Source organism: Xylophilus sp. GW821-FHT01B05, from assembly GCA_038961845.1.
Lineage (GTDB): Bacteria > Pseudomonadota > Gammaproteobacteria > Burkholderiales > Burkholderiaceae_C > Xylophilus.
In genome coordinates, this window is the sequence record CP152408.1 from 4,188,274 (window position 1) to 4,201,546 (window position 13,273).

Here is a 13,273-nt window from a genome sequence, read left to right on the forward strand (position 1 = left end):
CACCCATGACAGCACTGAACGAAAAGTACGACGTCTCGGTCTACATCGGCCGCTTCCAGATCTTCCACAACGGCCAGTTGGCGCTGCTGCGCAGGGCACTGGACGCGGCACCGCGCTGCATCGTGGTGTTGGGCTCGGCGTTCCAGGCGCGCACGCCGCGCAACCCCTTCACCTGGCAGGAGCGCGCCGAGATGATCCGGCTGGCGCTGCCCGCAGCGGACCGAGCCCGCTTGCACTTTCTGCCGGTGCGCGACTACTACGACCAGCAGCGCTGGGTGGCAGCCGTACGGCAAGGCGTGACCGAACTCACCAGCACACAGCCCGGCGCCTCGGTGGTGCTGGTCGGGCATCTGAAAGACGCCACCAGCGAATACCTGAAGGACTTCCCCGGCTGGGCGCTGGACGCGGCCGGCTCCCAAGGCCAGATCAATGCCAGCGCCCTGCGCGATGCCTACTTTGGCGGCGCCAACAGTTCCCTGGATGCGGTGCTCGGCGCCCTGGTCAGCCAGGCGCCGGCCAGCACGCTGGGATTCCTGCACGCATGGGCCGCACTGCCGCCTTATCGTGAGCTGGCACAGGAATGGGAAAGCCTGCGGCGGGAGAAGGCCAAGTGGGCCAGCGCGCCCTATCCACCGGTTTTTGTCACGGTGGATGCCGTTGTCCAATGCCAGGACCGGGTGCTGCTCATACAGCGCGGCCGGGCACCCGGCAAAGGCCTGCATGCCGTGCCCGGCGGCTTCATCGAGCAGCGTGAAACCGTGTACCAATCCGCCCTGCGCGAGCTGGCCGAAGAAACCGGCCTGAGCCTGCCAGACCAGGAAATACGCCAGGCGCTGCGCGCCGCCCAGGTGTTCGACCACCCCGACCGCAGCCAGCGCGGCCGCGTCATCACGCACGCGCACTTCTTCGACCTGGGCACCCGCCCACTGCCAGAAGTGCAGGCCGCGGACGACGCCGCCTCAGCCGAGTGGGTACCGATTGCGCAGCTGGCCGGCATGGAAGACCAGTTTCACGACGACCACTTCCACATCCTGGATCACTTCTTTGCGCTGACGGCGGGGACGTAATCAGCTGCCGAGCGCCCCCTGCACCCGCTGCTCCAGCAAGCCGCTGGCGCGGTGCAAATGCTTGTACATGTGCTGCGCTGCAGCCTCCAGGTCATTGCTTTCGACCGCATCGAGGATCTGCAGGTGCTCGCGGCAGGACTTGCGCAGCAGGTCCAGGCTCACCAGCGGGTAGTCGGACAGATCAGACATCCGGCGCAGGCGGTTCTGCTGCTGCACGGCATCGAGGATGAAACGGTTGCCTGAGGCGCTGGCCAGCAGCTCGTGGAACTGCGCATTGGCCTCGAAGAACTCCATCCACGAATGGCGCGATGCGTGGGTCAGCAGCGTTTGCTGCTGCTCCCTGCAGGCCAGCAGCCGTTCGTGCTCGACCTTGAAGCCAGGCTCGCGCAGCGCCGCGCATTCAACCGTGAGCCGAAAGCGATAGCTCTCGCGCTCGCTCTCGACCGAGTCCAGCGTTTCAGTGAACTCCCAGCGCTGGTAGTGGCGCCCGCGCAGCACGCCGTCTTGCAATAGCGTGGTCATGACGTTGCGCAGCAAAGGGCGGGGCACGCCGTAGGCCTGCGCAAGCTCAAGTTCGTTCACGCGCGTGGGCAGCTTGCCGGCCAGGCGGTCGCGCAGCAGGCGGTAGTACAGCGTCTTTTCTTCGTCCTCGGGCATCTCGCGCCGCGCCAGGCCCAGCGCCGCGCGGTCGGCCACAAGGGTGTAGCCGCGGTTGGGCACATGGGCCAGCAGCTTGCGCTCGTGCAGCAGGCGCAGCGCGGCGCGCACTGGCGTACGCGAAATACCAAGCCGGCCCGCCAGATCGGTCTCGGTCATGTGGCGGCCGCTTTCGTAGCCACCGGCCAGCGCCTGGTCGAGGATGTAGCGGCTCACGCGCTGGGTCAGCGGCGGGATCGACGAGATTGGTCTGTCCATCTGTTCGGCCATCCAGGGGTTCTCCGAAAGCGCAGGTCTGGGGGCCAATCATGGCCGGATTTATGTATTTTTTATATCAAAAAACCATGTACATATAACTACAAAAATACAATCCGAGTTTCAAGATTGCTCCTACGACGACCCAAGAGCCGGGTCGCTTCCAACGGAGAACTATCTCGTGGCCCTTGTCGACACCCCTGCTCCAGCCTCGCTCGACGCGTTCTGGATGCCCTTCACCCCCAACCGCAAGTTCAAGCAATCGCCGCGCCTGATCGTTGGCAGCGAAGGCCTCTACTACGACCTGGCCGACGGCCACCGCGTGCTCGACGCCATCGCCGGCCTCTGGTGCGTGAACGCCGGGCACCGCAACCCGCGCATCAGCGCCGCGATGAAGGCGCAGATCGACGTGCTCGACTACGCCTCCAACTTCCAGATCGGCCACCCTGCCGCCTTCCAGCTGGCCGAGCGCCTGACGCACTTCGCGCCAGCCGGCATGGACCATGTGTTCTTCACCAACTCGGGCTCCGAGTCGGTCGATACCGCGCTGAAGATCGCCGTGGCCTACCACCGCGCACGCGGCGACGCCGGCCGCTACCGCCTGATCGGCCGCGAGCGCGCCTACCACGGCGTGGGCTTTGGCGGCATCTCGGTGGGCGGCATCGGGCGCCAGCGCAGCACCTTCGGGCCGCTGCTCAACGGCGTCGACCACCTGCCGCACACGCTCGACCTGGCACGCAATGCGTTCTCGCGCGGCGAGCCGGAACACGGCATCGACAAGGCTGACGCGCTCGAGGCGCTGTTCGCCCTGCACGACGCATCGACCGTAGCCGCCGTGATCGTCGAGCCCGTGGCCGGCTCCACCGGCGTGCTGCCGCCGCCGCGCGGCTACCTCAAGCGCCTGCGCGAGCTCTGCGACAAGCATGGCGTGCTGCTGATCTTTGATGAAGTCATCACCGGCTTTGGCCGCCTGGGCACCAACTTTGCGGCCGACCTGTTTGGCGTAGTGCCCGACATCATCACCACCGCCAAGGGCCTGACCAACGGCGCCGTGCCCATGGGCGCGGTGCTGATGCGCGGCGCGGTGCATGACGCCTTCATGCAGGGCAGCGTCAGCGCGGTAGAGCTGTCGCACGGCTATACCTATTCAGGCCACCCGCTGGCCTGCGCAGCCGCCATGGCCACGCTAGACGCCTACACCGAAGACGGGCTGATCACCCAGGCCGCCGCGCTGTCGCCCTACTTCGAAGACTGCCTGCATGCGCTGCGCGGCCTGCCCGGTGTGGTCGACGTGCGCAACGTGGGCCTGCTCGCCGGCGTCGAGCTGCAGGCATGGGCCAGCGGCCCGGGCACGCATGCGCAAGCCGTGGCGCAGCATTGCGTGGACAGCGGCGTGCTGGTGCGCTCGGTGGGCGACACCATCGCGCTGTCGCCGCCGCTCACCATCGGGCGCCCGCATGTCGACCAGATCGTCGATAGCCTGCGCGCCGCCATCACCCAGACCGCCCAAGCCACCGACGTGGCCGCCTGAACACCGCACCCGACAAGGACACCCCAACATGGACATCGAATCCTTCCCCCTCTATGACATCGAAGGCGACGCCCACCAGTGCGGCCAGCAGTACGGCCGCGCCGCCGGTGACCGCATCGACCTGAGCCTGCGCACCTACCGCGCCGCCTTCGAGCGCGTGGGCCTGAGCTGGGACCGCACCCGCGCGCTGGCACGCCGCTTCATGCCGGTGATCGAAGCCTTCGACGCCGGCATGCTGCGCGAGATCGAAGGCGTGGCCGAAGGCGCAGGCGTGCCGACCGAAGACATCGTGGCGCTCAATGCGCGCAGCGAACTGCTTTACGCCTTCCAGCAGCTCGAAGCCACCGAGCCACCCGACGGCTGCACCGGCGTGGTGGTGATGCCCTCGGCCGCGCGCGACGGCAAGCTGATCCACGCGCAGAACTGGGACTGGCGCGTGGAGAGCCTGGAACTCGGCGTGGTGCTGCGCATCCAGCCGGCCAAGGGCCCGGCCATCCTGACCTTTGCCGAGGCTGGCACGCTGGCACGCGCCGGCCTCAACAGCGCGGGCATTGCCGTCACCGGCAACTTCATCAAGGCCGATGGCGACGGCCAGCAGCAAGGTGTGCCGCTGGCGCTGATCCGCCGCGCCATCCTGCAGGCGGAGCTGTACGCCAACGCACTTGGCGTGGTGTGCCGCAGCGCGCGCTCGATCTCCAACAACATGATCATCACGCACGCAGAAGGCGAAGCCGTGAGCCTCGAGACCTGCCCGCAGCAGGTCTTCTGGCAGCAGCCCGAAGCCGGCATCCTGGTGCATGCCAACCACTTCAAGACGCAGGCGGCCCTGGCGCGCGTGGTGGACCGCAGCCTGGAGACCACGCCCGACTCGCTCTACCGCGACCGCCGCGTGACCGAAGCGCTGCACAAGCACGCAGGCGACCTCACCGAGCAGCATGTGCTGGACGCGCTGCAGGACCGCTTTGGTGCACCGCGCGCCGTCTGCCGATCCCCAAGCGCAGGGCCCGGCGGTGCTTCTTCGGCCACCGTGGCAACCATCGTGATGGACCCGGCGGCACGAAAAATGCGCATCGCCCCGGCGCCCTTCAAGGCCCACCGCTTCACCGAATATTCCCTCTGACCTGACTCGCCCAGCCCACGCCAGGAGTGTTGCCATGAATGTGCCCGTGCCCCCGCCCCGCCATCCCACCGCGCGTTCGCGCAGGCTCCTGCAAGCCACCGCCTGGGCCCTCGGCCTGGCGGCCGGCACGGCCTTTGCCCAGACCGGGGGAACTGGCACAGGCCAGACCCTGCGTATCCAGATCAACTCCGACATCCGCAGCACCGACCCCGGTGGCAACCGCGACGACAACACCGACAACGTGTTGCTGCACGTGGGCGAGGGGCTGGTGGCGCTGCGCGAAGACACCTCCATCGGCCCCATGCTCGCAAGCAAGGTCGACACCTCGGCCGACGGCCTGACCTACACCTTCACCCTGCGCGACGGCGTGAAGTTCCAGAACGGCGCCACGCTCGTCGCCGACGACGTGGTGTGGAGCTGGCAGCGCTACCTCAGGCCCGCCAGCAACTGGCGCTGCCTGCCCGAGTTCGACGGCAAAGGCATGACCAAGGTGCTCTCGGTGGAAGCGCCCAACCCCAAGACGGTGGTGTTCAAGCTCGAGCGCGCAAGCGCCCTCTTCCTCACGATGATGGCGCGCCCCGACTGCGGCAGCGCCGCCATCCTGCACCGCAGCTCGGTCGGCCCCGACGGCCAGTGGAAAGAGCCCGTGGGCACCGGCCCCTACAAGTTCAAGGAATGGAAGCGCGGCCAATACGTTGAGCTCACGCGCTTCGACGGCTACACCTCGCGCGCCGAGCCGCGCGACGGCCTCACCGGCGGCAAGAAGGCCGAGGTCGAGAACCTGCGCTTTGTCGTCATCCCCGATTCGGCCGCCGCCAAGGCGGCGCTCTACAGCGGCGGCCTTGACGCCTTCATCAGCCCCAGCCCGGCCGACGTGGTCGAGATGCGCAAGCGCAGTGATGTCGTCGTCGACAACACGCCGGTGATGACCATGATCGCGCTGCTGCTGCAAACCAACGACCCGGTGCTGAAGGACGTGCGCGTGCGCCGCGCGCTGGCGCTAGCGCTCGACACGCCAGAGATCGCCAGCACCGTGACCGAAGGCCTCTCTGTCGTCAACAATTCGGTGGTTCCGTCGTCCAGCCCCTATTACGACGCCGTGCAGGCAACCGGCTTCAAGCGCGACCTCAGCGCCGCAAAAAAGCTGCTCGCAGAGGCCGGCTACCGCGGCCAGCCGATCCGCATGATCGCCAACAAGCGCTACGAATCCCTGTATTCCTCCGCCGTGCTGGTGCAGGCTATGGCGTCTGAAGCCGGCATCAATATCGAGCTGGAAGTGCTCGACTGGGCCACCCAGCTCGACCGCTACACCAAGGGCCAGTACCAGAGCATGGCCTTCATCTACTCGGCGCGCATCGACCCATCGCTCAACTACGAGATGGTGTCCGGCGACAAGGCCACCCAGCCGCGCAAGGCCTGGGACAGCCCCTATGCGCAGGCGCGCCTGACCGAGTCCATGGTGTCGCGCGACAAGGCGCGGCGCCAGGTGCTGTTCGATGAAATGCACAAGCAGATGCTGCAGGACGTGCCGATGATCGTGCTGTTCAACGCCAGCGACGCCACGGCCATGCGCAAGAGCGTGACGGGCTTCAAGGGCTGGGCCCCGGCCAAGCCACGGTTCTGGAACGTCCGGCTCGACGCGAGCCCCTGACCGAGGCGCCGCCCCATGCCCCTCTACCTCCTGCGCCGGATCGCCATGACGATCCCGACGCTATTGCTGGTATCAATCGCAGTCTTCACCCTCATGCGGCTGATTCCGGGCGACCCGGTGCTGCTGATGCTGGGTGAAGGTGCCGACCCCGCGCAACTCGAACTCATGCGCCACCAGATGGGACTGGACCAGCCCCTGGTCACCCAGTACTTTGTGTGGCTGCGCCACGCGCTGGCCGGTGACCTTGGCGTGTCCACCACCAACGGGCTGGCAGTGCTGCCGCTGATCTGGGAACGCTTTCATGTGAGCGCCGTCATCGTGCTTACCGCCGTGGCGCTGGCCTCGCTGATCGCCGTGCCCGCCGGCCTGATCGCCGCCTGGCGCAAGGACCGCCCGACCGACCTTGCCATCATCGGCGCGGCCACGCTGCTGCTGTCGGTGCCGAGCTTCTGGCTCGGCCTGCTGCTGCTGATGTTCTTCGGCCAGTTCCTGGGCTGGCTGCCGGTGGTGGGCTATGTGCCCATGTCAGAGAACTTCTCGCAGGGCGTGCTCTACGTGATCCTGCCTATCGTTACGCTGGTGCTGGTGGAAACCGGTGTGCTCACGCGCATGTCGCGCGCCAGCACCATCGAGATCCTGCGGCTGGAATACGTCACGCATGCGCGCGCCAAGGGCGTGCCCGAGTCGCAGGTGCTGCGCCGCCACGTGCTGCCCAACGCCTTCAATCCCACGCTCACCATGATCGGCCTGATCCTCGGCCACCTGCTGAGCGGCATCGCGGTGCTCGAGACCGTGTTCACCCTGCCCGGCCTGGGCCGCCTGATGATCGATTCGATCTTCGCGCGCGACTATCCCGTGCTGCAGGGCTGCCTGCTGTTTACCGCCTGCATCTATGTCGTCATCAACCTGATCGTGGACATGTGCTATCCCCTCTTCGACCCACGGGTGTCGGTGCAGTGAAGAAACTCAAGACCCATACCCTCATCGGCGGCGTGCTCATTGGCACGTTGCTGATCCTGGCGGTGGTGGCCGCCGTCTGGACGCCCTACAGCCCGCTCGGCATCGACCTGCGCAGCAAGCTGCAGGCGCCCTCCATGGCGCACTGGCTCGGCACCGACGAGTTCGGCCGCGACGTGGCCAGCCGCGCCATGCAAGGCGCCTCTACCAGTTGCCTGATCGCGTTGCTGACCGTGGCGCTGGCCACCGCCATGGGCCTGGTGGTTGGCGTGGTCGCGGGCTTCATGCGCGGCTGGACCGACCGCGTGCTGATGGCCTTCAACGACACGCTGCTGGCCTTCCCGGGCCTGCTGCTGGCGCTGGGCGTGATGGTGATCGTTGGCGCCAACCAATGGGGCATCGTGCTGGCACTGAGCCTGGCCTATGCGCCCTCGGTGGTGCGCGTGGTGCGCGGCACCGTGCTGTCGCTGCGCGAGCGCGAGTACGTCGAGGCCTCGCGCATGATCGGCAACAGCGAGATCTACACCATGTGGCGCCACATCCTGCCCAACTGCGTGGCGCCGATCGCGGTGCTGGCCACCAGCATGTTTGGCTGGGTATTGCTGTCGGAAAGCGCGCTGAGCTTTCTCGGCCTGGGCGTGCCGCCGCCCGCGCCCACCTGGGGCAACATGCTGGCCAGCGCACGGCCCTACATGGCCTCGGCCGTGTGGCTGTGCCTGGTGCCGGGCCTGTGCATCGCCCTGACGCTGCTGGGCATCAACCTGTTGGGCGAATCGCTGCGCGATCGCCTCGACCCACGCACGGAGAAGGCATGAACACGTCCTTGAACCAAGCCGTGCTGTCGGTCGAGCACCTGAAGATCGAGCTGCGCCACGGCACGCAGCCACTGGTGCACGACCTGTCCTTCGATGTGAAGCCCGGCGAATTCCTGGCGGTGGTGGGCGAATCGGGCAGCGGCAAGACCATGGCCGCGCGCGCCATCCTGCAACTGCTGCCACCGGGCATCGCGCAGACCGGCGGACGCATCGTGTTCGACGGTGAAGACCTGAGCACGCGTGACGTCGAGGCCATGCGCCCGATCCGCGGGCCGGGCATCGGCATGGTGTTCCAGGAGCCGATGGTCTCGCTCAACCCGGTGCACCGCATCGGCGAGCAGATGGCCGAAGGCCTGCGCATGCACACCAAGCTGTCGGCCGCCGAGATTCGCGCGCGCATCCTCGACATGCTGCGCCGCGTGCAGATCGCCGCCCCCGAGCGCTGCATGCACGCCTACCCGCATGAATTTTCGGGCGGCATGCGCCAGCGCATCATGCTGGCCAGCGTGATGCTGCTGAAGCCGCGCCTGCTGATCGCCGACGAGCCCACCACCGCACTCGACACGCTGAGCCAGCGCGAAGTGCTCGACCTGATGGTCGGGCTGGCGCGCGACAACGGCACGGCCGTACTGCTCATCACGCACAACCTGGGCCTGGTCGGGCGCTATGCGCAGCGCGCCATCGTGCTGGAGAAAGGCCGGCTGGTGGAGACCGGTGACGTGCCCGCCATCCTGATCGCGCCGAAGCAGGCCTACACCCGCAAACTGGTCGATGCACTGCCGCGCCGCCAGCCCGCCAAGCCGCCATCCGCGGCGCCACAACAGCCGCTGGTGCAGGTACGCGACCTGTGCGTGAGCTACGCCGGCGCACGCGCCGGCTTCTTCAGGCGGCATCCACCGGTGCGCGTGATCGACACGCTCGACCTTGACATCCACCCGGGCGAGATGGTCGCGCTGGTGGGCGGCAGCGGCTCGGGCAAGACCACGCTGGGCCGCGCCATCCTGCGCTTGGCACCGTCGCAAAGCGGGCAGATCCTGTTCCGCGGCGAAGACGTGCGCAGCGCCGACCGCGCCGCAATGCACCGCTTCCGGCTGGCCTGCCAGCTGGTGTTCCAGGACCCGTTCTCGTCACTCGACCCACGCATGCGCGTGCACGACATCGTGGCCGAGCCGCTGCGCCACCTGCCCTCGCTCGATGCGGCGGCGCGCCTGCGGCGCGTGCAAGAGACGCTGGACGAAGTGGGCCTGGACGGCCTGGGCGCGCGCTACCCGCACGAGCTATCGGGCGGGCAGCGCCAGCGCGTGGCCATTGCGCGTGCGCTGGTGCGGCGCCCGGCCTTCGTGGTGGCCGACGAGCCCGTGTCCGCGCTGGACATGACGATCCAGGCGCAGGTGCTGCGCCTGTTCCAGAGCCTGCAGGCGCACCACGGTTTTGCCTGCCTCTTCATCAGCCACGACCTCGCGGCCGTGGACCAGATCGCCGACCGCGTGATCGTGATGGAGCGTGGCCGCATCGTCGAGCAGGGCACACGCGATGTCGTGTTCGACACCCCGCAGCACGCCTACACACGGGCCCTGCTGGAAGCCACGCCACGGCCCCTCGCCGTGTCGGCCGCGTACGCCTGAGCGGCTACAAGAAAGGGGCGGCGCCTCAGTCCGGCGCCGCGCCGTCGCCACGGCCCTTCTTGCGGTCGGCCCGCGCCGCCTTCTTCGCCAGCCGCTCGGCATCCAGGCGCTGGCCTTCGGCGTGCCATGCGGCGAATTCCTCCGGCGTCTCCAGCGTGATGCGGCCCAGCGTAGCGCTGCGGAACTCGTGGATCACGATCTCGGCCGCCTTCTGCAGGTTGATGCGGCCCTTGCCCTGCAACGCGCCGCGCAGGCGGCCCACGGCCTCCAGCACTTCTTCGTCCTTGAGCGCTGCGATCTGCGCTACGTCACCCGGCAGCCGGAAGCGCGCCTGCAGCAGCGCGGCATAGGGTTCCTTGACGTAGTTCAAAAACTCCAGCGCCACTTCTTCCTCGTCGTAGGCGTTGCGGCCCACCGCGCCGCCGGCAGCGAGCTTGTAGCCGCTCTGCGCCACGGCAATGCGCGGCCACAGCATGCCCGGCGTATCCCACAAGTAGAAGTCGTCGGCCAGCACGATGCGCTGTTCCAGTTTGGTGATGCCGGCCTCGTCACCGGTCTTGGCCTTGCGCACGCCGGTCAGGGTGTTGATCAGGGTCGATTTGCCCACATTGGGCACGCCGCAGATCAGCACCCGCATCGGCTTGGCCATGCCGCCGCGCAGCGGCGCCAGCACATGGCAGGCCGCAATGATCTGCCGCGCCGGCGTGGCCAGGCTGGCATCAAGCGCGATGGCACGGGTGTCCGGCTGCGCGTTGTAGTGGGCCAGCCACTGCTCGGTACGCACCGGGTCGGCCACGTCCTGCTTGTTAAGCACCTTGAGCGCCGGGCGCCCCGCCGTCAGCTCGGCCAGCAGCGGATTGGCGCTGGAGCCAGGCATGCGCGCGTCCAGCACCTCGATCACCACGTCGATGTCCTTCACCCGCTCGGTGATGGCCTTCTTGGTCAGGTGCATGTGACCGGGAAACCATTGGATGGCCATGGTGAAGTGTTCTTTCTGCGGGGAAGACTCCGGCCATGCCGGCATGGAACCCGGAAAAGAAAAAAAGCGGCTCTTTCGAGTCGCTTTTTTCTTTGGGTCCTGGCGGAAACGGAGGGATTCGAACCCTCGATGAGGCTCTACACCCCATACTCCCTTAGCAGGGGAGCACCTTCGGCCACTCGGTCACGTTTCCTACTAGCCCTCTATTATGCCTCAAGCTGGAGGGCTATCCGCCTGGGGCGGCCTGAGTTTTTCAGGCCTTGGGCTGATCCAGGTCGAAGGCCTTGTGCAGCGCGCGCACGGCCAGCTCCATGTACTTCTCGTCGATCACGACCGAGGTCTTGATTTCAGAGGTGGAGATCATCTGGATGTTGATGCCCTCTTCGCTCAGCACGCGGAACATGGTGCTGGCCACGCCAACGTGGCTGCGCATGCCGATGCCGACGATGCTGACCTTGCAGATCTTGGCGTCGGACTCGATGCTGTCGGCGCCCAGCGATGGCAGTACCTTGGTCTGCAGCAGGTCCACGGTGCGCGCCAGGTCGTTGCGGTGCACGGTGAAGCTGAAGTCGGTCTTGCCGTCCTTGCTGAGGTTCTGGATGATCACGTCGACTTCGACGTTGGCATCGGCCACGGCGCCCAGGATCTGATAGGCGATGCCTGGCTTGTCGGGCACGCCCAGGACCGAGATCTTGGCCTCGTCACGGTTGAACGCGATGCCGGATACGACGGCTTGTTCCATGTGTTCGTCTTCCTCGAAAGTGATCAGAGTGCCGGACGCGGCCTCTTCAACGATGTCGATATCCCAGGGCGTGAAGCTGGAGAGCACGCGCAGCGGCACCTTGTACTTGCCGGCAAATTCCACCGAGCGGATCTGCAGCACCTTGGAGCCGAGCGATGCCATCTCCAGCATCTCCTCGAAGCTCACGGTCTTCAGGCGGCGCGCATCGGGCACCACGCGCGGGTCGGTGGTGTAGACGCCGTCCACGTCGGTGTAGATCAGGCACTCGGCCGCTTTCATCGCAGCCGCCACGGCCACGGCCGAGGTGTCGCTGCCGCCACGGCCAAGCGTGGTGATGTGGCCCAGGTCGTCGATGCCCTGGAAGCCGGTGACGATGACCACCTTGCCCGCATCCAGGTCGGCGCGCACACGGACGTCGTCGATGGATTCGATGCGCGCCTTGGTGTAGGCGCTGTCGGTGCGGATCGGCACCTGCCAGCCGGCGTAGCTGACCGACTGCATGCCTTCGGACTGCAGCGCAATTGCCAGCAGCGCGGACGAGGCCTGCTCGCCGGTGGAGGCGAGCATGTCGAGCTCGCGGCCGTAGGCATCGCCGGGCTTGGCCGGGGCCAGCTCTTTGGCCAGGCCCAGCAGGCGGTTGGTTTCGCCGCTCATGGCGCTGGGGACGACCACCATCTGGTGGCCGGCGCGCGCCCATTTGGCGACACGTTTTGCGACGTTGCGGATGCGCTCGGTCGAGCCCATCGACGTGCCGCCGTACTTGTGAACGATCAATGCCATGGAATAGATGCGAAAGACGGGAAGCGGCTCACGGCGCAGGAGGCAACTGGTTTTGGCGCGCCGTGGTGTCCCGTGCTGCAGGAGAGCCCAAAACCGCGGGATTGTACCAACCGAGCGCGGCCCCCTCGCGCCGGACGAAGCCGGCGCCGACCTTGAGCTCGATCCGGTGGCCGCGCGTGGTGCAGGCCAGCACCTGGCGCTGCAGCTCGGCCAGTTGCACGGCGCTGGGCACCGTGCCGTGTACTGTGCGCAACCAGTGTCGCAGCACCAACGCGCGGCGGCCCGCGCCCAGTTGCTGCAGCGCCTTGATGGCGGGCGGGCTGCCGACCACGGCCAGGTCGGCCGCGGCGACCTCGCCCAGCACCGCCTGCGCCTCGGCCGCATGGGCGGCGCTGCGGGCGAAGGTGGTGCGGAACTGCGGGAAAGCCGCCTCCAGCGCCGGCAGCAGGCGTGCGCGGATGCGGTTGCGGGTGTAGCGCTGGTCGGAATTGGTCGGGTCCTCGACCCAGGGCAGGCCGCGCGCCTGCAGCCAGGTGCGCAGCTCGGCGCCCGGCACGGCCAGCAGGGGGCGGTGGTAGTCGATGCCGTCGCGCCGCCACTGCGCCGGCATGCTCGCCAGGCCGGGCAGGCCCGCACCGCGCGAAAGCGCCAGCAGCAGGGTTTCGACCTGGTCATCGGCATGCTGGGCAATTACTATGCTTTTAATAGCTGAATGCCCAGTCTGCACCTGGGCTTCAGCCCTAAAAGCCTCATAACGGGCGCGGCGCGCTGCGTCTTCCGGGCTTTCGCCGGACGCATGGCGTGCATCCACCCGATGTACCGACAGCGGCACCGCGAGCTGCGCGCACAGCGCGCGGCAATGCGCCTCGAAGGTGTCGGCCGCCGCCTGCAGGCCATGGTGCACATGCACTGCGCGCACCTGCCCTGGCCAGCGTGCGGCACAGGCGGCCAGCAACGCAGTGGAATCAGCACCGCCGCTGAAGGCCACGGCCAGCGGCAGCGCCGGCGCGAAGCGCTGCAGGGCTTCATCGAAAGAGCGGGTCACGGGAGATTCCATGCAGTGCCCCAGAAAAAAAGCCCGCAGAACGCGGGCA

Annotated in this window: 11 protein-coding genes and 1 tRNA gene; 7 read left to right on the forward strand and 5 right to left on the reverse strand. The window is 67.4% G+C overall.

The window, feature by feature from the left end:
• The first annotated feature begins 5 nt into the window (after positions 1–5).
• Positions 6–1,067 carry a bifunctional nicotinamide-nucleotide adenylyltransferase/Nudix hydroxylase gene (locus AAFF27_19480; protein ID XAH22184.1) on the forward strand — a complete coding sequence of 354 codons (1,062 nt, stop codon included), beginning with the start codon at positions 6–8 and terminating at the stop codon, positions 1,065–1,067.
• Here AAFF27_19480 and AAFF27_19485 read toward each other — a convergent pair whose 3' ends face one another.
• Positions 1,068–1,982: a GntR family transcriptional regulator gene (locus AAFF27_19485; GenBank protein ID XAH22185.1), complete on the reverse strand. Its 915-nt coding sequence runs from the start codon at positions 1,980–1,982 to the stop codon at positions 1,068–1,070.
• A 178-nt stretch (positions 1,983–2,160) separates the two neighbouring features.
• Between AAFF27_19485 and AAFF27_19490 the strand changes: the two genes are divergently transcribed.
• Genes AAFF27_19490 through AAFF27_19515 form a run of 6 tightly spaced genes read left to right on the forward strand, consistent with a single transcriptional unit; the run spans position 2,161 to position 9,678 of the window.
• The gene (locus AAFF27_19490; GenBank protein ID XAH22186.1) at positions 2,161–3,510 is read left to right on the forward strand and encodes an aspartate aminotransferase family protein; all 1,350 of its coding nucleotides are present in this window, start codon (positions 2,161–2,163) and stop codon (positions 3,508–3,510) included.
• Positions 3,511–3,538: 28 nt separating this feature from the next.
• Positions 3,539–4,630, forward strand: coding sequence for a C45 family peptidase (locus tag AAFF27_19495; protein XAH22187.1), 1,092 nt, complete (start codon positions 3,539–3,541; stop codon positions 4,628–4,630).
• 34 nt (positions 4,631–4,664) lie between these two features.
• Positions 4,665–6,281, forward strand: a complete 1,617-nt coding sequence (locus tag AAFF27_19500) for an ABC transporter substrate-binding protein (protein ID XAH22188.1) — start codon at positions 4,665–4,667, stop codon at positions 6,279–6,281.
• 15 nt (positions 6,282–6,296) lie between these two features.
• Positions 6,297–7,241 carry an ABC transporter permease gene (locus tag AAFF27_19505; GenBank protein ID XAH22189.1) on the forward strand — a complete coding sequence of 315 codons (945 nt, stop codon included), beginning with the start codon at positions 6,297–6,299 and terminating at the stop codon, positions 7,239–7,241.
• The gene (locus tag AAFF27_19510; protein ID XAH22190.1) at positions 7,238–8,053 is read left to right on the forward strand and encodes an ABC transporter permease; all 816 of its coding nucleotides are present in this window, start codon (positions 7,238–7,240) and stop codon (positions 8,051–8,053) included. Before AAFF27_19505 ends, AAFF27_19510 begins: the two co-directional genes overlap by 4 nt.
• On the forward strand, positions 8,050–9,678 hold the full coding sequence (locus AAFF27_19515; protein XAH22191.1) for an ABC transporter ATP-binding protein: 1,629 nt from the start codon (positions 8,050–8,052) through the stop codon (positions 9,676–9,678). Before AAFF27_19510 ends, AAFF27_19515 begins: the two co-directional genes overlap by 4 nt.
• Positions 9,679–9,703: 25 nt before the next feature.
• Here the strand turns inward: AAFF27_19515 and ylqF are convergent, their stop codons facing one another.
• The 4 genes from ylqF to tilS form a co-directional block, all read right to left on the reverse strand.
• Positions 9,704–10,657, reverse strand: coding sequence for a ribosome biogenesis GTPase YlqF (gene ylqF / locus AAFF27_19520; GenBank protein XAH22192.1), 954 nt, complete (start codon positions 10,655–10,657; stop codon positions 9,704–9,706).
• A 100-nt stretch (positions 10,658–10,757) separates the two neighbouring features.
• Positions 10,758–10,850 (reverse strand) — tRNA-Ser (locus tag AAFF27_19525).
• A 60-nt stretch (positions 10,851–10,910) separates the two neighbouring features.
• Positions 10,911–12,179 carry an aspartate kinase gene (locus tag AAFF27_19530; GenBank protein ID XAH22193.1) on the reverse strand — a complete coding sequence of 423 codons (1,269 nt, stop codon included), beginning with the start codon at positions 12,177–12,179 and terminating at the stop codon, positions 10,911–10,913.
• A gap of 28 nt (positions 12,180–12,207) precedes the next feature.
• Positions 12,208–13,224: a tRNA lysidine(34) synthetase TilS gene (gene tilS / locus AAFF27_19535; GenBank protein ID XAH22194.1), complete on the reverse strand. Its 1,017-nt coding sequence runs from the start codon at positions 13,222–13,224 to the stop codon at positions 12,208–12,210.
• Positions 13,225–13,273 lie beyond the last annotated feature (49 nt).

Bases quoted from the DNA above. Each gene is read 5' to 3' on its own strand.
- AAFF27_19480 (XAH22184.1), top strand. From the start codon at position 6: ATGACAGCACTGAACGAAAAGTACGACGTCTCGGTCTACATCGGCCGC.
- AAFF27_19485 (XAH22185.1), bottom strand. From the start codon at position 1,982: ATGGACAGACCAATCTCGTCGATCCCGCCGCTGACCCAGCGCGTGAGC.
- AAFF27_19495 (XAH22187.1), top strand. From the start codon at position 3,539: ATGGACATCGAATCCTTCCCCCTCTATGACATCGAAGGCGACGCCCAC.
- AAFF27_19500 (XAH22188.1), top strand. From the start codon at position 4,665: ATGAATGTGCCCGTGCCCCCGCCCCGCCATCCCACCGCGCGTTCGCGC.
- AAFF27_19505 (XAH22189.1), top strand. From the start codon at position 6,297: ATGCCCCTCTACCTCCTGCGCCGGATCGCCATGACGATCCCGACGCTA.
- AAFF27_19515 (XAH22191.1), top strand. From the start codon at position 8,050: ATGAACACGTCCTTGAACCAAGCCGTGCTGTCGGTCGAGCACCTGAAG.
- ylqF (XAH22192.1), bottom strand. From the start codon at position 10,657: ATGGCCATCCAATGGTTTCCCGGTCACATGCACCTGACCAAGAAGGCC.
- AAFF27_19530 (XAH22193.1), bottom strand. From the start codon at position 12,179: ATGGCATTGATCGTTCACAAGTACGGCGGCACGTCGATGGGCTCGACC.